Raw genomic sequence first — 16,632 nt, forward strand, 5'->3', positions numbered from 1 at the left:
ACCTGAGCTACAGGCGCGTATGGAGCGGGTGATGGGAATCGAACCCACGCGACCAGCTTGGAAGGCTGGGATTCTACCATTGAACTACACCCGCATGGGAAGTGACACACCAAATGTCAGCCTTGATATAATACCATGGACAATCCCGCCTGTCAATGCCTTTCCTGAAAAAAACAAAAATTTTTCCTCCGCCTGCCGGAATTGCTCCGGCAGGCGGGGGGAGTTCAGAGCAGGGCGGCGGCCCAGTCGGCCTCCCGGAAGCCGACCAGAACGGCCGTTTCCGTCACCAGGATGGGGCGCTTAACCAGCATTCCGTCAGTGGCGAGCAGGTCCAGCTGCTCGTCCTCGGTCATGCCGGGCAGGCGGTCCTTCAGGGCCAGGGACTTGTAGAGCAGCCCGCTGGTGTTGAAGAACTTGCGCAGGGGCAGGCCGCTGCGGCTGTGCCAGAGAGCCAGCTCCTCCCGGGTGGGGCGGTCCTCCTTGATGTCCCGGAGGGCGTAGTCCAGGCCGTGGCTGTCCAGCCAGGTCTGGGCCTTGCGGCAGGTGGAGCACTTGGGGTAGCAGACAAAGAGCATGGGGAGACCTCCTGTATCAGCGATGTGTGGTTCAGCGGACGTTGGCCTTGAGGCAGGTGTGCACCTCGCCGGCGGTGGACAGGCCCATCACCCGGTCGGCCAGGGCCCGGGCCTCCTCCCTGGTCCAGCGGGAGATGGCCTGGCGGATGGGCAGCACGGCGGCGGGAGAGACGGAGAACTCATCCAGCCCGAAGGCCAGCAGCAGGGGGGTCATGAGCGGGTCTCCGGCGGCTTCGCCGCACATGCCGACGGGAATGCCGGCCCGCTTGGCCTGGGATGCGGCTGCGTGGACCGCCCGGAGCAGGGCGGGCTGGAAGTAAGAGCAGAGATAGGAGACCCGGCTGTTGCCACGGTCGGCGGCCAGGGTGTACTGAGTCAGGTCGTTGGTGCCGATGGAGAAGAAGTCGGCCTCCCGGGCCAGCTTGTCGGCCAGAAAGACGGCGGCGGGGGTCTCCACCATGACACCCAGGGGGATATCCCTGTCAAAGGGAATCCCCTCCTGGGCCAGGCGGCACTTGGTCTCCTCCAGCATTACCCGGGCGGAGCGGACCTCATCCACGCAGGAGACAAAGGGGAGGAGAATGCGGATGCTCCCGTAGGCCGAGGCCCGGAGGATGGCGGACAGCTGGGTTTTGAAGAGGTCGGGGCGGCTCAGGCAGTACCGGATGGCCCGGAAGCCCAGGAAGGGGTTCTCCTCCTGATCCGTGTCCAGGCAGGTGATGTCCTTGTCGCCGCCGATGTCCAGGGTGCGGATGACGATCTCCCGGCCGTCCAGCCGCCGGGCGGCGTCCTGGTAGATGCGGAACTGCTCCTCCTCGCTGGGGGGCGCGGAGCGGTTCATAAAGAGGAACTCCGTGCGGAACAGGCCCACGCCCTCGCCGGTGTGCTCCAGCACGCTGGGCACGTCCCTGGGGCCGGCGATATTGCAGCACAGCGATACGGCCTCGCCGTCGGCGGTGCGGGTGGGGCGGGAGCGGAACCGGATCAGGTCGGCCTGGCGGGCCAGCTCCTCCGCCTGACGGGAACGGCAGGCCCGGAGGACCTCCTCGTCCGGGTTGACGAGGACGGTTCCGGCGCTGCCGTCCACCACCAGGGTCTCGCCGCCGGAGAGAAGGTCGGTAATATTGGGCACCGACAGCACGGCGGGCAGGGACATGGTGCGGGCCAGAATGGCGGAGTGGGAGGTGCGGCCGCCGCTCTCGGTGACAATGGCCGCCACGTTCTCCCGCCGGAGGCCGGCGGTCATGGAGGGGGTGAAGTCCCGGGCCACCAGGACGGAGCCTGGGGGGAGCCGGTTCAGCTCCGTCCGGGGACGGCCCAGAAGAATGGACAGCAGGCGGCGGCGCAGATCCTCCACGTCCAGCGCCCGCTGGCGCATCAGCTCGTCCTCCATGGAGGAGAATAGCTCGATATACATGCCGCACACGCTGTCCACGGCGGACTCGGCGCACACGCCGTTCTCAATGGCGGCGTTCATCTGGCTGGTCATGTAGGGGTCGGAGACCATCATTATCTGGCCGGACAGGATTTCGGCCTGCTTGTCCCCCAGCTGCTCCCGCAGGGTCTCGGCCATGGCGGAGGTCTCCCGGATGAAGGCGGCCACGGCGCCGGCCAGGCGGGCCTTCTCCGCCTCTACGCCGGAGAATACAACGTCCCCGTATCCCAGGTCGGGCTCGGCCACCAGCACGGCTTCGCCGATGCCGATGCCGCCGGACGCGGGAATTCCCTCACATTTCATAGTCCAAACCTCCAGTGCCGTCTGGCGGCAGAATCAGGGACGCGGACGGGCTTATTCCTCGCCCAGACCGGAGCGCACCAGATCGGCGGCGGTGCGGAGCATCTCCACCTCGTCGGGCCCGTCGCAGCGGATCTCAATCTCGGCGCCCTGCTTCATGCAGGCGGCCATCACGTTCATGATGCTTTTGCCGTCGATTTCGTGGCCGTTGAAGACGATGGTGATGTTGGACTGAAATTTGATCATGGACTGGACAAAGATGTTGGCGGGGCGCATATGGAATCCGGCCTTGTTGACCACAGTGAGCTGCTCACTGACCATAATGATAACCTCCAGAGATAGAAAATATAGCGTCCGGCAGGAGCGGGCGCTGGCTCAGGCCTGCTTTTTCCGCAGCAGGGCCAGCACCAGCATGCCGGCCAGAGAACCGGCGGCCAGGGCGATGAGGTAGCCCGGCACGTTCCGGATGACGGGAAAGACGAAGATGCCGCCGTGGGGGGCGGGGAGGGCGCAGTTGAAGAAGGCGGCCAGCCCGCCCGCCAGGGCCGAGCCGGCGACGCAGGCGGGGATAACCCGGGCGGGGTCGGACGCGGCGAAGGGGATGGCGCCCTCGGTAATGAAGCAGAGGCCCATGATGTAGTTGACCAGGCCGGACCGCCGCTCCGCCGGGCGGAACCGGTTGGGGAAGAAGGTGCAGCACAGGGCGATGGCAAGGGGCGGCACCATGCCGCCCGCCATGGCGCAGGCCATGACCACGGAGCCGACGGCAGGGGAGACGGCGGCCAGGGTGGAGGTGGCGAACACATAGGCGGCCTTGTTGAGGGGGCCGCCCATATCCGCGGCCATCAGGGCGGCCACAGCCACACCCAGGGCGATTCTGCCGCCCTCGCTCATGGCGCCCAGGGCGCCGTCCAGGGCGTTGTTGAGCATGCCCACAAAGGGGTTGACGGCGCACAGGAACAGCCCGGTCAGCAGCAGGCCGGCCAGGGGATAGAGGAGCACGGGCTTGAGCCCCTCCAGGGGGGAGGGCAGAGCGGACAGCAGCCGCTGGATCAGGCGCATCAGGTATCCGGCGGCGAAGCCGGCCACCAGGGCGCCCAGGAATCCGGCGGAGACTGCTTCGGCGGAGAAGAAGGGGAAGGTGTAGCCGGACACGGCCAGAGCGCCGCCCACAAAGCCCACCATCAGGCCGGGCCGGTCCGCGATGGCCACGGCGATATAGGCCGACAGCACCGGCAGCATGAAGTGGAAGGCGGTGTCGCCCACCGTGTTGAACCAGGCGGCCAGCTGGGTGTTGGTGCCGAAGGTGCTGTACCCCAGGTCGGGGTCGTCCAGCAGGAAGGAGATGGCGATGAAGATGCCGCCGGCGATGACAAAGGGCAGCATGTGGCTCACGCCGTTCATCAGCTGCTTGTAGAGGGTGCGGCACAGGCCCTCGCCGCCCTGGGCGGGGAGGACCGTGGGGACCCGGGCGTCTTTGTCGTGGTAGACCGGGGCTTTCCCGTCCAGAACCGCCTGAATGAGCGCGGCCGGGCGGCTGATTCCGGCGGCTACCGGCACCCGCAGCACCGGCCGGCCGTCAAACCGGGCCATATCCACCTCCCGGTCGGCGGCCACGATGATGCCGTCACAGGCGGCAATCTCCTCCGGCGTGAGCACCCGGGCGGCGCCGGAGGCGCCGTTGGTCTCCACCTGGATGGGGCAGCCCATGGCCCGGGCCGCCTGCTCCAGGGCCTCGGCGGCCATGTAGGTGTGGGCGATGCCGGTGGGGCAGGCGGTGACCGCCAGCACCCGTGGCATGGGCTGATCGCCGTGGGGCGGAAAGTCCTCGGGGAATTCCGCCTGCTCCGCCCGGTCAATGGCAGCGCGAAAGGCGGCGGGGGTGGCCGCCGCCATTAGCTGCGCGCGGAACTCCTCCCGCATCAGCAGGCGCATCAGGCGGGAGAGAAGCTCCAGATGAAGGCCGTCCTCCCCTTCGGGAGCGGCAATGAGAAAAATCAGCCGGGAGGGGCTGCCGTCCGGCGCGCCCCAGTCCACGCCGCCGGGGGCCGTGATGGCGGAGAGACCGGGGCGGAGGACCGCGGCGCTTCTGGCGTGGGGCACGGCGATGCCCGAGCCGATGGCCGTGGAGCTCCGGGCCTCCCGCTCCATCAGGGCCTGACGGAACTGGGCGGGATTGGAGAGATTGCCCTGGACGGACTGGAGAGAGACCAGCAGCTCCACAGCGGCGGCCTTATCCGCCGGCGCCGCGCCCAGCAGAATCCCCTGGGCCTGAAGAAGGTCGGTAATACGCAACGCTCTCATCCTTTCCGTCCAGAAGTGGAAACATTCAGCTTACTTGGACTCGGCATCCCGCAGGAGCTGGAGGAACTCGGCGGAGGACGTGCAGTCGGCCAGCTTCTCGGCCAGGCCGGGGTTCTTCATCAGCACCTGGAGCAGGCTGGAGAGCATCTCCAGGTAGGCGCCGGGGTCGTTCTCGGGGCCAACCAGCAGGAAGATGAGGCGGGAGGGACCGTCCACGGCGCCGAAGTCGATGCCGTTGGGCACGGTCATCACAGTGATGCCACGCTCCTTCACGCCGCGGCTCTTGGCGTGGGGCACGGCCACGCCGTGGGACAGGGCGGTGGTGCCCAGGCTCTCGCGGGCCAGCACGTCGGCGCGGCACACGGCGGGGTCGGTGACGCAGCCGAAGCGCTCGGGGCCGGAGACCAGCATGGTGATGGCCTCCTCCTTGGTGGTGGCGGCGGCGCCGATGAGGATACCGTCCTCGGTAAGCAGATCAGTGATACGCATGATAATCATCCTTTCTTCTCAATAAAAATAAATATATAGTATACGCAGGAACACTGCCAGGGGTTACAGGGTGTTGAGGAGCTCCTCCACCTCCCGGCGGGTGGCCAGGCGGTCGGAGAAGGCGGTGGCGGCGCCGGCGGCGGCGCCCATCCGCAGGGCCTCCCGGTAGCTGCCGGTCAGGTGCAGCCCGGTGAGGAAGCCGGCCACCATGGAGTCGCCGGCGCCCACAGAGTTGCGCACGGTGCCGGCGGCGGCCTCCTGGTGGAGGAACTTGCCGTCCTCTGTGAGGAGGAGAGCGCCGTTGGGCCCCAGGGAGGCCAGCACGTTGCGGGCGCCCCGCTCCTGGAGCCGGGCGGCGCAGGCCTTGACGCCGGTCAGGTCGCCGGGAGTCAGGGGGACGCCGCACAGCTCGGACAGCTCCGCTTCGTTGGGCTTGATCAGGAAGGGGCGGTACTGGAGCACGTTGAGCAGCAGGGGGCCCGAGGCGTCCACCACGCAGCGGATGCCCCGGCCGGACAGCCGGGAGAGGATGCGCTCGTAGACGTCGGCGGGCAGGGAGGCGGGGATGCTGCCCGCCAGGACCAGGGTGTCCCCCTTGGAAATGCGGTCCAGCTTGGCAAAGAGGGCGTCCAGCGCCTGGGGCGGGATGTCCGGGCCCTGGCCGTTGATCTCGGTCTCCACGCCGGTTTTCAGCTTGATATTGATGCGGCTCATGCCGGCGGGCAGCATAATGAAGTCGTTCTGGACAGACATCTGCTCCAGCCAGAGGGCGATGCCATGGCCGGTGAAGCCGGCCAGAAAGCCCAGGGCCCTGGTGTCCATGCCCAGGTTGCGCAGCACGACGGAGACGTTGATGCCCTTTCCGCCGCAGCGGAGGGTCTCGCCCCCGGCGCGGTTGAGGGCGCCCATCTCCAGCGTATCCAGATAGACCGCGTAGTCCAGGGCGGGATTGAAGGTGACGGTGTAGATCACGGAGCGCAGACCTCCTCTATAATCGTAAAGGAGCGGTAGCTTTCATCGGACAGGTAGTCGGTGATAATGCAGGCCTTCTCAATGGGGGCGAAGCTGACGGGGGACACCCAGTCGAACTTGGTGTGGTCGGCCAGCACATAGGCCATGTAGGACCGGCCGAAGGCCTCGCTCTTGAGCATGCCCTCCTCCGCGTCCGGCGTGGTGAAGCCGGCCTTGGCGGAGATGCCGTTGGCGCCCATAAAGCATTTGGTGAAATTGTATTTCTGAAGGTTTCGCGCGGCCACGGCGCCCACCACCGCCTCGGTGGCCGGCTTGAGCTCGCCGCCCAGAATATAGGACTTCAGCCCCTTCCGGGCCAGATGCTGGGCGTGGGCGATGCCGTTGGTGACAAAGGTGGCCTTGCTCTCGCCGATGGCCTCCACCAGCTTTTCCGTGGTGCTGCCCGCGTCGATGTAGACAAAATCGTCGTCCTCAATCAGCGTGGCGGCATACCGCCCGATAAGGACTTTCTCCTCCACGTTGAGGGCGGACTTGGTGCGCACGTCGGCCTCCGCCGTGGCAAAGGGAGTGGACAGGGCGGTGGCGCCGCCATGGACCTTGTTGAGCCGGCCCATCTCGTGAAGCGCGTTCAGGTCCCGGCGGACAGTGGCCTCCGAGGCGCCAAGGGCCTGGGTAAGTTCCGCCACGGTTACGGTCCGCTTCCGGGCGAGCATCTGAAGAATCTGCTGATATCGCTCCTGTGTCAGCATGTTACGGCTCCTTTTTGTGCTTTTTTCTGATTTCTGAGGAGAATATAGCACTACTTCTAAAAAGTGTCAAGCAGTTTCAATCAAATAAAATCAAAATTTTTCAACAAATAATCAAACAAAAGCGTGGTCCTGATTGGAAAAAACGAAGACGGGGAAAAAAGGTTGTCAGTTTCCAGGAACTTATGTCTACTATTCCACGTCAGATATGGTATAATAGCCGCAGAACGGCTATTATACGTTGAACCTGGCCCTTTTCCTCGCCCTTTACAGGGCAAGCGGAAAAGACGCCAATATACCATTCCGGCTTCGCCGTCATGGCATAATAGCCGCTACCGGTCCCGGCCCATGGCGGCACGGGAGAGAAATCTGACTGAAAAGGGAGAGAAGCCCAATGAATCTGAAACGGAGCATGGCGGCGCTGCTGACTCTGGCGGCGCTGCTGCTGGCCCTGCCGGCGGGCTGCGGGAGTACTGCCGGCGGCGAGCGGGAGGCCCGGACGGCCAACGCCCCAAGCGCCGCCCGGGATGACTTCCGGGCCGTCTGGGTGGCCACGGTGTACAACCTGGACTACCCCAACGCCGCTACCACAGACCCTGAGGCCCTCAGGGCCCAGGCGGACGAAATTCTGGAGAACTGCGTGGACATGGGCATGAACGCGGTGATTCTCCAGGTCCGCCCGTCCGGAGACGCCCTCTACCCCTCGGAGCTGTTCCCCTGGAGCAAATACCTGACCGGCGCCTCCGGCCTGGCCCCTGAGGACGGCTTTGACCCCCTGGCCTACTGGGTGGAGCGGGCCCACGCCCTGGGGCTGGAGCTCCACGCCTGGATCAACCCCTTCCGCCTTACCAAGAGCGGCGAGAGCGAGCTGGCGGCCCTGGACGCCAAGTCCCCCGCCGTGCAGCACCCCGAGTGGGTGGTGGAGTGCGACGGCAACTACTACCTGAATCCCGGCCTGCCCGAGGTGCGGGAACTGGTGATTCAGGGGGCGGAGGAGCTGGTCCGCAACTATGATGTGGACGGCGTCCACCTGGACGACTATTTCTACCCCAGCCGCAGCTTTAACGACGAGGACACCTTCCAGCAGTACGGCGGGGCCTTCAGCAGCATCGGCGACTGGCGGCGGGACAATGTCAACCAGCTGATTCAGGGCCTGGATGAGCGGCTCCACGCCCTGGACCCGGAGCTGTCCTTCGGCGTGTCCCCCTCCGGCGTGTGGGCGGACAGCACCCACCAGAGCGACGGCTCCGCCACCACCGGCAACTACGAGAGCTACTACGCCGCCTACGCCGACAGCCGCAAGTGGGTAAAGGAGGGCTGGGTGGACTACATATGCCCCCAGATCTACTGGTACATCGGCCACCCCACCATGGACTATGAGACCATCGCCCGCTGGTGGAGCGATACGGTGGAGGGCACCGGCGTGAAGCTGTATATCGGCATGGCGGACTATCTGGCCGACGACGGCACCGAGGGGTCCCCCTGGAACGGGCTGGACGCCATCACCGAGCAGCTGGCCCTGAACCGGGAGTTGAAGGTGTCCGGCGAGGCCCACTTCCGCTACAAATTCCTGGCGGTCAATTCCAATATGAAGAAGCTCTATGAGACCTGGTACAGCCAGTCCATGGATGACCCCCTGGCGGCGGAGACGGCGGCCTTCCTCTCCCGCCTGCCCCAGGAGGAGCAGACCCACTGGGCCGCCCAGTACTACGGCGTCCTGGGGGCCATGGGGGTTGTCACCGGCAAGCCGGACGGCACCTTCTCCCCTGACGAGCAGGTGGACCGGGCCTCCATGTGCAAGCTGGCGTGGGGAGCCATGCCCTATCTCAACGGCAAGGTCCTGCCCTCCGGCGGCGTGGACAGCCCCTTTCCCGACACGGCGGGCACCTGGGCCGAGGGGTACATTGGGGTGCTGTACGGCCAGGGCTGCCTGGAGCGGGAGGACTACCCGGACGGTTTTTTTCCCGCAGACCCCATGCCCCGGGCGGAGGTGGTCAAGCTCCTGGTCCGGGCATTGGGGTATGAGGACGACGGCAGTGTCACCGGCACCGTCTACCCCGATGTGACGGAGGATTTCTACTACATCGCCAGGGCCACCGAGCTGGGCATCATCACCGGCAAGCCGGACGGCACCTTTGCCCCCGGCGAGGGCGTGGACCGGGGCAGCGCGGCGGCTATGCTCCTCCGGGCCATGGACGCGGCCAAGGCGGCATAACAAGAACAAGAGGTACGTCAGCGGACAAGCTTGACGTACCTCTTGTTTAGCTACAGGACTTACATCAGAAAGAGGGAGAAGATAACGGTGAGAATACCGCAGATGCCGATGGCCAGGCCGCTCATGGCACCCTCGGTCTCACCCAGCTCCAGGGCCCTGGAGGTGCCAACGGCGTGGGAACAGGCGCCGATGGCCAGGCCGGCCGCCACCGGGTCCTTGACCCGGAAGAGCTTGATGAGCACGGGGGCCAGAATGCTGCCCAGGATGCCGGTGAGGATAACGGCCACCACGGTGATGGCCTGGATGCCTCCCAGGTTCTCCGAGATGCTGACGGCGATGGGGGTGGTCACCGACTTGGGGATCAGAGAGGCGGCGACGGCCTCGTCCAGCCGGAACAGGCGGCACATGAGATAGATGCTGCCCATGGAGGTGATGGAGCCGGCGGTGCAGCCCACCAGAATGGGCAGCCAGTTCTCCTTAAGCAGGGCAATCTGGGTGTAGATGGACACCGCCAGACAGGCGGTGGCGGGAGCCAGGAACATGTTGATGATGGCGCCGCCCTGGTTGTAGGACGCATAGGGAATGCGGCACACCAGCAGCACGGCGGACACCAGGACGATGGCGATGAGCAGGGGATTGCACAGCACCAGTCCGGTCTTTTTCTGGATGCGGACGCCCACCCAGAAGGCGATGACACTCAGCGAGATACCAAAAAAGGGAGAGGCAAAGAGTTCGGCCATCATTTCTTCCTCCGATCCATGAGATACCTGGTCAGCTGCACGGCCCAGGCCGTGACGGCGAAGGTGAGCAGCGTGCTCACCAGGCAGATGATCAGCAGGGGAACCAGGCTGCCGGCCAGAATATCAAAGTAGTTGATGATGCTCACGCCGGCGGGGATGAAGAAAAAGGCCATGTTGGACAGCAGAAAGTCGGACTTCTCACGGATGTGGTCCACCTTCAGCGCCCGGACCAGCAGCAGAATGAGCAGCAGCACCATGCCGATGACGCTGGCGGGGAAGGGGAAGGGCAGGACGGCCTCCACAATCTGGCTGATCCAGCAGATGGTGAAGATGATGGCGATTTGACAGATAATTTTCACGGCATTCGCCTCCGGGTCATGTGTGCTTCCGAGCGGCGTCGGAACCCGGCTTTTGATTCTAGAACCTTTGAAAGCGTTTGTCAAACCAAGAATTGAAACATTTTTTCAACCCGGATTATACAGAATGTGCAAAACAGGCGTCCCCCTTTTCAGGAGGCGGTCCGGGTGCTATAATACCAGCGGATCCCGCCCGGCAGGCGTGAACAGACCCCGTGGATTCCCCGGACAGAGAGAAGGAGCGTTGGCTATGGAGAAACGATACGGTATCACACGGACCCGGGGGGAGCCCGACTGGCCCACCATTCCCTGTGCGCAGGTGGATTGCGCCTGCTGGGGGACCACATATACCCCGGAAACTGTCTTTCAATGCGCCTATCGGCCGGGGAAGGCGCTGTATATCCGCATGGAGTGCCATGAGGCGGAGCCTCTGGCCCGCTGCCGGGAACAGGACGGAAGGGTGTGGTTTGACAGCTGCATGGAGGCCTTCCTGGCCCCGGCGCGGGAGGGGAGCTATATGAACCTGGAGTGCAACAGCATCGGCGCCATGCTCTGCTCCGCCGGCAGCGAGCGGTACGTCCGGCAGAACCTGGCGGAGAGCGGCCTGCCCCGGCCTGTCCTCCGCAGCCTAGTGGGCGGGGAGCGCTGGGAAATCCGGCTGGAAATTGCCGCCGCAACCCTGCGGGGCCTCTGGAACCTGGAGCTGGTTCCCGGCGGGCAGCTGTACGGCAATTTCTATAAATGCGGGGATGAGACGCCCCAGCCCCATTTTGTGACCTGGAGCCCCGTGGATCTGCCTGAGCCCAACTTCCACGCACCCCATTGCTTCGGCGTGCTGGAGCTGCTGTAAAAGAATCGGCATGCACTGCCCCGGGCAGTGCAAGCCGATTCTTTTTTGCCGGGCGGAGATGATAGAAGGGGGAGAAAAAGCGGCGGCAGGCATGCGGGGAGCGAGGCGGTAGAAAAGTGTTAGAATAAGCAGACGGACAGCATGGCCGCCGGGTGGAAAAATAAAAAAGAAAAGTCTGAAAACCCTTGGGCTTCAAGACTTTTCTCGGTGGAAGGGGGAGCCAAAATCGATATTTTACGTTTTAGATTTATCAACAGAAGGACCACCCCACGGCGCAAGTGCGGCTTCGCCGCCCTGAGCATTGAAATGCCGAAGGGTGGAGGCCGCCTTCGGCGGCCGGAACCTAAAACAAAAGGCAACTGCGAAAGCAGTTGCCTTTTGTTTTGGAAGGGACGGTTAAAATCGATATTTTTGAAACGGGACAAATCCGCCGCACAGCGGCGGATCCAAATCGCAACCCAGCGTAAGCGGTTGCGATTTGGAAAGGAGGAGCAGCGGCGTGAGCGCGCTCTGACTTTAAAAAAGTCGGAGCAAGCGATACATAGCTTGCTCCGACGTGGTGCGCGAGGCGGGACTTGAACCCGCACGTGCGTAATGCACACTAGAACCTGAATCTAGCGAGTCTGCCAATTCCACCACTCGCGCGTCTTATTTTTGCCCAGCTTATTTGTGGAGCGGGACAACGGATGATATACTAACACATGAAACGCAATCTGTCAAGAGAAAAGCGGCAGGATTACAAAAGAATCCCGCTGTTTGAGTCACAGGGCAGAAGACAGGCAGAATGAGAACGCTCAACAGGATTAAAAATACATAGCAAAACCCCGTAAAGCTTAGCTTTACGGGGTTTAAAGCTGGTGCGCGAGGCGGGACTTGAACCCGCACGTGCGTAATGCACACTAGAACCTGAATCTAGCGAGTCTGCCAATTCCACCACTCGCGCATCTCTTTTTTGCCCGGCTCACTTGTGGAGCTCAGCGACAGATGATATATTATCACGTCGAATTCGATCTGTCAACGGGTTTTTTAAAAATATTTTTTAGGCAGCCGGACACACTGTAAAACGGGAAGGAGTGAGGACCATGGACAGCGACAGAGCGCTGCTCAACTATGTCTACCAGAACGCGGAGATGGGCACCAGGACCATCGACAAGCTGCTGGGTATTGTGGAGGACAAGGAGTTTCTGCGCCACCTGGAGGCCCAGAAAAAGGAGTACAGCGCCTTCGAGCGGGAGGCGGGCAACCTGCTGGAGCAAAACGGCTGCGATGCCAGGGGGCTCAGCGCCCTGGAGAAGATGGGCGCCTATCTGATGATTGATATGCAAACCCTGACGGATCGCTCCGCCTCCCATGTGGCGGAGATGATGATGGAGGGCAGCAACATGGGGGTCATCAACGCGGTGAAGAACCTGAAGAAGTACCCGGACGCGGGCCGGGACACCCGGGCGCTGATGGAGCGGCTGCTGAAAGAGGAAGAGAACAACATCCAGCAGCTGAAAAAATTTCTGTAAAGAGAGCGGGACAGGGCGGTGCGCAGACTGCGCACCGCCCTCAGTTTGTCGAAAAACCTTCCCTGAAGGAAAGCCCCACAGAGTTCCCGGGCCGCAGCCCCGGGAATCAAATCAAAATCCGTCATTTCCGGGGACATGCGCCTCGGAAATGACACTTCTCATGGCGGGAGGGACGACAATTTTGTTAAAAATCGAGCCCCTTCCGCCATGCGGCCTTCCTCGCAAAAGGCGCGAAGCACCTTTTGCGACCGTTTCAGGGCGGTGCGCAGTCTGCGCACCGCCCTGCCGCTTCAGATGGCGTCCTTTTTGTGGATGATCATGTCCAGGATAAGCCGGTCCAGCTCATCGGAGCCCTCGTTGCCCAGCAGGGCGAAGTTGTCGATGGTGTACTCAGGCCGCTGCTCCACGATACCCTCGTTGGAGGCCACCCGGAGGTGGCGCATGGCCAGGGTGGCGGCCAGCATGGCGGCGTTGGTGCAGGTGGAGATCTTCAGGGCGCAGGAGGCCTTGGCGCCGTCGCACAGCATGCCGGCCACGTTGCCCAGCACGTTGGAGATGGCGCAGGCGATCTCACCCAGCCCGCCGCCCCGGAGCCACACCACCGCGCTGGCCACGCCGGTGGAGGCCACCACGGCGCCGCACAGGGCGGAGAGCACGCCGAACCGGGATTTGATGTAGATGGTGATCAGGTTGGACAGGGCGCAGGACCGGATCAGCTTCTCCCGGTCCTTTCCGTCCACCCGCTCCCACACCGCCACCACCGGCATGGTGGCGGCAATACCCTGGTTGCCCGAGCCGGAGTTGGACATGACGGGCAGGTCCACGCCGGCCATGCGGGCGTCGGCGGCGGCGCCCGCCAGGGTCATGGCGTAATTGGTGGCGTCGTTGGCAAGGGCGCCCGCCCGCACGTCCTCCCGGATGGTCTTGCCCACCCGGAGGCCGTAGTCGTGGGCCAGGCCCTCTTGGGCGATTCTGGAGTTGAGGTCAATGGCCTGCTCCACCAGGGAGAACTCCCCCAGGGGGGCGGTGGTGCAGAACTCGTACACATCGGCCAGGCGGCAGTCCAGCCCCTGGCAGTGGCCGCCGCTCTCGGCGGCGCAGCTGTTCTGATATACCACGGCGCCGTTTTTGACAATGGAGTCCACATGGGTGTGGGAGCCCGCCACCCGGACCACCACGGTGTCGGCGGCGGTGCGGAGCTCCACCTCAATGTACAGCTTGGCGGGGGTGTCCGCCCGGTCCAGCTCCACCTTCCCGTCCTGCACCAGCCGGGCGGCCTGGGCCACGCCGGCGGGGTCCAGGTGCTCCAGCAGCTCCAGCTCTTTGGCCGGGTCGCCGCACACCGCGCCGATGGCCACGGCGTACTTGGGGCCGGTGAATTCGGTGCCCGGGATGCCCACCACAAAGGCGTTCTTGATGATGTTGGCGGAGGCGCGGAGTATGATGCGCTCAATGGCGCCGGAGGCCTGCGCCCGGGCGGTGGCGCCGGCAAAGGCGATGGCCACCGGCTCAGTACAGCCGGTGGCCACCTTCATCCCGGCAGCCATAGCGTCACGCAGAGCCTGCATTGTCTGCTGATCCATAGGCTGTCCTTCCTCTGTACAAAAAGTAGGCGGCTCAGCCCTTGCAGGCCACAGCCTCAATCTCCACCAGGGCGTCCTTGGGCAGGCGGGCCACCTGGACGGCGGCGCGGGCGGGGCAGTCGCCGGTGAAGAACTCGCCGTACACGGCGTTCATGGCGCCGAAGTGCTCCATGTCCTGCAGGAACACGCCCACGCGGACCACGTCGGCCATGGTCATGCCGGCGGCCTCTACAATGTTCTTCACGTTGGTGAGGGACTGGCGGGTCTGAGCGGCAATATCATCGCCGGCAAAGGCGCCGGTGGCGGGATCGATGGGGAGCTGGCCGGAGACAAAGAGGAGATCGCCGGCCTTGACCGCCTGGGAGTAGGGCCCGATGGCGCCGGGCGCGCCGGTGGTGCTGATGATTTCTTTCATGGGAAAGAGCCTCCTTCAATAAAATAAAAGCAGCCTCACACGGTGAGGGCAGAGCCTTATATGAGAAAGAATAGAGGAAAAAAACGGCTTTGTCAATGTATGAGAAGGGCAAAAAAGAAAAAAGATTTTAGAACCAAAAAATTTTTTAGATTGTAAATGGAAAATTTTTATTTTCTGTAACAAAATACCCTGCTTATGCGGTATTAGTGGTGAAGGGCTCTCACAACAGCAGACCCCATAAAAATTGGCGCATGCCGCCGGAAAAGGAGAGATGGAAATGAAACGCATGAAAACAGCCTTGATCGCAGCCGTACTGCTGGGCGTGCTGGCCGCCGGGGCCGCGGCCGCCAGCGGGATTCAGCAAATCCTCGTGGACCTGCGCCCCGACATCACCGTAGAGGTGGACGGCATGGCCCGCACCATGACGGACAAGAACGGCAAGACCGTCTACCCCATCAGCTATGACGGCACCACCTATCTCCCCGTCCGGGCGCTGGGGGAGATTCTGGGCCAGACCGTGGAGTGGGACAGCGCCACCCAGACTGTTATCATGACCGAAAAGGTACTGGAGCCCGCCGCCCTCTACCCCACTGTGGACGATTTGGAGAAGGGCATGACCCGCTCGGAGAAGGCGATTGACGGTCTGGACCCCGCGGACACCTATGTGGAGCGGGCCAGGCAATACGCCGCCCTGGTGGGCGACCTGGACGACCTGCGGGCCGGGACGGACGCCCTAGTGGAGCAGACCAACAGCGACTTCAGCGCGGGCAAGCTCACCCTGGCTGAATTCAACGACCTGAACGGCCGCCTGGGCGCGGTGGACGTCCGCCTGAAGGACGCCTACGCCGACCTGGAGGCCAAGACCATCGCCGACGAGACCGGCAAGCTCACCGCCTATCAGATCTCCGCCAACAGCCTCACCGAGCTGGAGGCCGCCATGACCGAGCTGGAGCAGGCCATTAAAGCCTTTGAGCCCGCCCCCACCACCGTGGAGCAGGCCCAGTCCTACGCGGCCCTCTCCCTCCGGCTGGAGAACCTGTATGGGCAGATCAGCACCCGCTACAAGACCATCAACGACGACTACATGCAAAACCGCATCACGGTCTCTGAGTACAACAGCCTGAACAGCCGGGCCAATGCCCTGGACGTCCGGGCCAAGGACGCCCGGGCCGACCTGGAAGAGAAGAACGCCGCCAGCGGCACGGCCTATCAGGTGGCGGACGCGGTCATCAAGGAGCTGGACAGCCGCACCGCCGCCCTGGAGCAGGAGGTCGAGGACCTGAAGCCCTCCCAGGACTACGTCCAGCGGGTGAGGGAGTACCTGGCCATAGAGGAGAAGTTCAGCGCCCTGAGCCAGGATATCTCCGGCGAGTACGCCATCATCAACGACGACCTGCGGCAGGGCCGCACCTCTTACAGCGAGTACAACAGCCTGAACAGCCGCCTGGGCGCTCTGGACGTGCGGGTGAAGGACGCCCGGGCCAGCCTGAAGGAGAAGGTGTTCCAGGGCGAATGGGAGGATCCGGACGGCGGCGGCAGCACCCCCGGAGGCTCCTATGACGACTACTCGGAGCAGATTGCCGGCCTGGCCGGCCGGATTGCCGACCTGGTGAAAAAGATCTGGACCGACAGCTGGGAGAACGGCCGGCAGCTGATCCAGGATCTGAAGGATCTGGCCCGGGAGTGCGGAGAGCTGGAGGATGCGCTGGAGAACGCCTACAAGCAGAGCAAGCTGTCCAGGAGCGAATACCGGTCGCTGGAGAGCCTGCTGGACCAGGCGGAGGACCGGGCGGACAACGCCATGGACTATCTGGAGGACCTGTTCGACTGGGACGACGATGACGATGATGATGACGACGACTGGTGGAACTACCACGGCCGCTGGGATTACGGCCATGACAACGGCTGGCACCGGGGCTGGTACAAGGACAGATGGGACGATTGGGACTGGGACGACTGAGTTTCTGACCGGTGAGGCCCCGCCAGTGGGTTGAAGGCACAAAACAAAATCTGAGGCCCCCGGCTCAGCCGGGGGCCTCAGGCTGTCGAAAAAGTGGCTTCCGCCACTTTTTCGAAGGAGCTTCATGAAATTTTCACCTCGATTTCTGATGAAATTGTCGGCAAAAATTTCATGAGAAGTG

The 16,632-nt window shown here is 63.6% G+C and carries 15 protein-coding genes and 3 tRNA genes; 4 read left to right on the plus strand and 14 right to left on the minus strand.

What is annotated here, in order from left to right; all coding sequences use genetic code 11:
- Positions 1 to 20: 20 nt before the first annotated feature.
- From QZY67_RS09190 to QZY67_RS09225, 8 genes are all read right to left on the minus strand, one after another.
- Positions 21 to 94, minus strand: a tRNA-Gly gene (locus QZY67_RS09190).
- 130 nt (positions 95 to 224) lie between these two features.
- Positions 225 to 575: an arsenate reductase family protein gene (locus QZY67_RS09195; RefSeq protein WP_295369815.1), complete on the minus strand. Its 351-nt coding sequence runs from the start codon at positions 573 to 575 to the stop codon at positions 225 to 227.
- Between the two features lie 31 nt (positions 576 to 606).
- The gene (gene ptsP / locus QZY67_RS09200) at positions 607 to 2,313 is read right to left on the minus strand and encodes a phosphoenolpyruvate--protein phosphotransferase (protein ID WP_295369816.1); all 1,707 of its coding nucleotides are present in this window, start codon (positions 2,311 to 2,313) and stop codon (positions 607 to 609) included.
- A 51-nt stretch (positions 2,314 to 2,364) separates the two neighbouring features.
- Entirely contained in the window at positions 2,365 to 2,631 is a 267-nt protein-coding gene (locus QZY67_RS09205; RefSeq protein WP_294536189.1) for an HPr family phosphocarrier protein, read from the minus strand.
- Positions 2,632 to 2,685: 54 nt separating this feature from the next.
- Positions 2,686 to 4,614, minus strand: a complete 1,929-nt coding sequence (locus QZY67_RS09210; RefSeq protein ID WP_295369817.1) for a fructose-specific PTS transporter subunit EIIC — start codon at positions 4,612 to 4,614, stop codon at positions 2,686 to 2,688.
- 30 nt (positions 4,615 to 4,644) lie between these two features.
- Positions 4,645 to 5,103 (minus strand): PTS sugar transporter subunit IIA, encoded by a 459-nt coding sequence (locus tag QZY67_RS09215; RefSeq protein ID WP_295369818.1) that lies wholly within the window; start codon positions 5,101 to 5,103, stop codon positions 4,645 to 4,647.
- Between the two features lie 63 nt (positions 5,104 to 5,166).
- Complete coding sequence (gene pfkB, locus QZY67_RS09220; protein ID WP_295369819.1) at positions 5,167 to 6,075, minus strand: 1-phosphofructokinase; 909 nt, start codon at positions 6,073 to 6,075, stop codon at positions 5,167 to 5,169.
- The gene (locus tag QZY67_RS09225) at positions 6,072 to 6,824 is read right to left on the minus strand and encodes a DeoR/GlpR family DNA-binding transcription regulator (RefSeq protein WP_295369820.1); all 753 of its coding nucleotides are present in this window, start codon (positions 6,822 to 6,824) and stop codon (positions 6,072 to 6,074) included. The genes pfkB and QZY67_RS09225 overlap by 4 nt, the downstream gene beginning before the upstream one ends.
- 391 nt (positions 6,825 to 7,215) lie before the next feature.
- Here QZY67_RS09225 and QZY67_RS09230 point away from each other — a divergent pair, with 391 nt between their 5' ends.
- Positions 7,216 to 9,036 (plus strand): family 10 glycosylhydrolase, encoded by a 1,821-nt coding sequence (locus QZY67_RS09230; RefSeq protein WP_295369821.1) that lies wholly within the window; start codon positions 7,216 to 7,218, stop codon positions 9,034 to 9,036.
- Positions 9,037 to 9,095: 59 nt separating this feature from the next.
- Here the strand turns inward: QZY67_RS09230 and QZY67_RS09235 are convergent, their stop codons facing one another.
- Together QZY67_RS09235 and QZY67_RS09240 are read right to left on the minus strand one after the other, a co-directional pair.
- Entirely contained in the window at positions 9,096 to 9,776 is a 681-nt protein-coding gene (locus tag QZY67_RS09235) for an LrgB family protein (protein ID WP_295369828.1), read from the minus strand.
- A complete protein-coding gene (locus tag QZY67_RS09240; RefSeq protein ID WP_295369822.1) occupies positions 9,776 to 10,135 on the minus strand; it encodes a CidA/LrgA family protein in 360 nt (119 codons plus the stop codon). Before QZY67_RS09240 ends, QZY67_RS09235 begins: the two co-directional genes overlap by 1 nt.
- Positions 10,136 to 10,382: 247 nt before the next feature.
- Between QZY67_RS09240 and QZY67_RS09245 the strand changes: the two genes are divergently transcribed.
- Positions 10,383 to 10,982 (plus strand): carbohydrate-binding family 9-like protein, encoded by a 600-nt coding sequence (locus QZY67_RS09245; protein ID WP_295369823.1) that lies wholly within the window; start codon positions 10,383 to 10,385, stop codon positions 10,980 to 10,982.
- Positions 10,983 to 11,539: 557 nt separating this feature from the next.
- Here QZY67_RS09245 and QZY67_RS09250 read toward each other — a convergent pair.
- Positions 11,540 to 11,627, minus strand: a tRNA-Leu gene (locus QZY67_RS09250).
- 210 nt (positions 11,628 to 11,837) lie between these two features.
- Positions 11,838 to 11,925, minus strand: a tRNA-Leu gene (locus tag QZY67_RS09255).
- Between the two features lie 139 nt (positions 11,926 to 12,064).
- Between QZY67_RS09255 and QZY67_RS09260 the strand changes: the two genes are divergently transcribed.
- Positions 12,065 to 12,493: a hypothetical protein gene (locus QZY67_RS09260; protein WP_295369824.1), complete on the plus strand. Its 429-nt coding sequence runs from the start codon at positions 12,065 to 12,067 to the stop codon at positions 12,491 to 12,493.
- A 290-nt stretch (positions 12,494 to 12,783) separates the two neighbouring features.
- Here QZY67_RS09260 and QZY67_RS09265 read toward each other — a convergent pair whose 3' ends face one another.
- Both QZY67_RS09265 and QZY67_RS09270 read right to left on the minus strand, forming a co-directional pair.
- Complete coding sequence (locus QZY67_RS09265; protein WP_295369825.1) at positions 12,784 to 14,076, minus strand: L-serine ammonia-lyase, iron-sulfur-dependent, subunit alpha; 1,293 nt, start codon at positions 14,074 to 14,076, stop codon at positions 12,784 to 12,786.
- 34 nt (positions 14,077 to 14,110) lie between these two features.
- A complete protein-coding gene (locus tag QZY67_RS09270; protein ID WP_295369826.1) occupies positions 14,111 to 14,491 on the minus strand; it encodes a RidA family protein in 381 nt (126 codons plus the stop codon).
- 277 nt (positions 14,492 to 14,768) lie between these two features.
- Between QZY67_RS09270 and QZY67_RS09275 the strand changes: the two genes are divergently transcribed.
- Positions 14,769 to 16,451 (plus strand): stalk domain-containing protein, encoded by a 1,683-nt coding sequence (locus QZY67_RS09275; protein WP_295369827.1) that lies wholly within the window; start codon positions 14,769 to 14,771, stop codon positions 16,449 to 16,451.
- Positions 16,452 to 16,632: the final 181 nt, after the last annotated feature.

This window comes from uncultured Pseudoflavonifractor sp. (genome assembly GCA_904419835.1).
In the GTDB taxonomy this organism is placed as follows: Bacteria; Bacillota; Clostridia; order Oscillospirales; family Oscillospiraceae; genus Pseudoflavonifractor.

Excerpts from the sequence above, each read along its gene's own strand:
- ptsP (WP_295369816.1), bottom strand. The coding sequence starts at position 2,313 with ATGAAATGTGAGGGAATTCCCGCGTCCGGCGGCATCGGCATCGGCGAA.
- QZY67_RS09260 (WP_295369824.1), top strand. The coding sequence starts at position 12,065 with ATGGACAGCGACAGAGCGCTGCTCAACTATGTCTACCAGAACGCGGAG.
- QZY67_RS09195 (WP_295369815.1), bottom strand. The coding sequence starts at position 575 with ATGCTCTTTGTCTGCTACCCCAAGTGCTCCACCTGCCGCAAGGCCCAG.
- QZY67_RS09205 (WP_294536189.1), bottom strand. The coding sequence starts at position 2,631 with ATGGTCAGTGAGCAGCTCACTGTGGTCAACAAGGCCGGATTCCATATG.
- QZY67_RS09265 (WP_295369825.1), bottom strand. The coding sequence starts at position 14,076 with ATGGATCAGCAGACAATGCAGGCTCTGCGTGACGCTATGGCTGCCGGG.
- QZY67_RS09210 (WP_295369817.1), bottom strand. The coding sequence starts at position 4,614 with ATGAGAGCGTTGCGTATTACCGACCTTCTTCAGGCCCAGGGGATTCTG.
- QZY67_RS09215 (WP_295369818.1), bottom strand. The coding sequence starts at position 5,103 with ATGCGTATCACTGATCTGCTTACCGAGGACGGTATCCTCATCGGCGCC.
- QZY67_RS09270 (WP_295369826.1), bottom strand. The coding sequence starts at position 14,491 with ATGAAAGAAATCATCAGCACCACCGGCGCGCCCGGCGCCATCGGGCCC.
- QZY67_RS09235 (WP_295369828.1), bottom strand. The coding sequence starts at position 9,776 with ATGGCCGAACTCTTTGCCTCTCCCTTTTTTGGTATCTCGCTGAGTGTC.
- QZY67_RS09275 (WP_295369827.1), top strand. The coding sequence starts at position 14,769 with ATGAAACGCATGAAAACAGCCTTGATCGCAGCCGTACTGCTGGGCGTG.
- QZY67_RS09225 (WP_295369820.1), bottom strand. The coding sequence starts at position 6,824 with ATGCTGACACAGGAGCGATATCAGCAGATTCTTCAGATGCTCGCCCGG.
- QZY67_RS09245 (WP_295369823.1), top strand. The coding sequence starts at position 10,383 with ATGGAGAAACGATACGGTATCACACGGACCCGGGGGGAGCCCGACTGG.
- QZY67_RS09230 (WP_295369821.1), top strand. The coding sequence starts at position 7,216 with ATGAATCTGAAACGGAGCATGGCGGCGCTGCTGACTCTGGCGGCGCTG.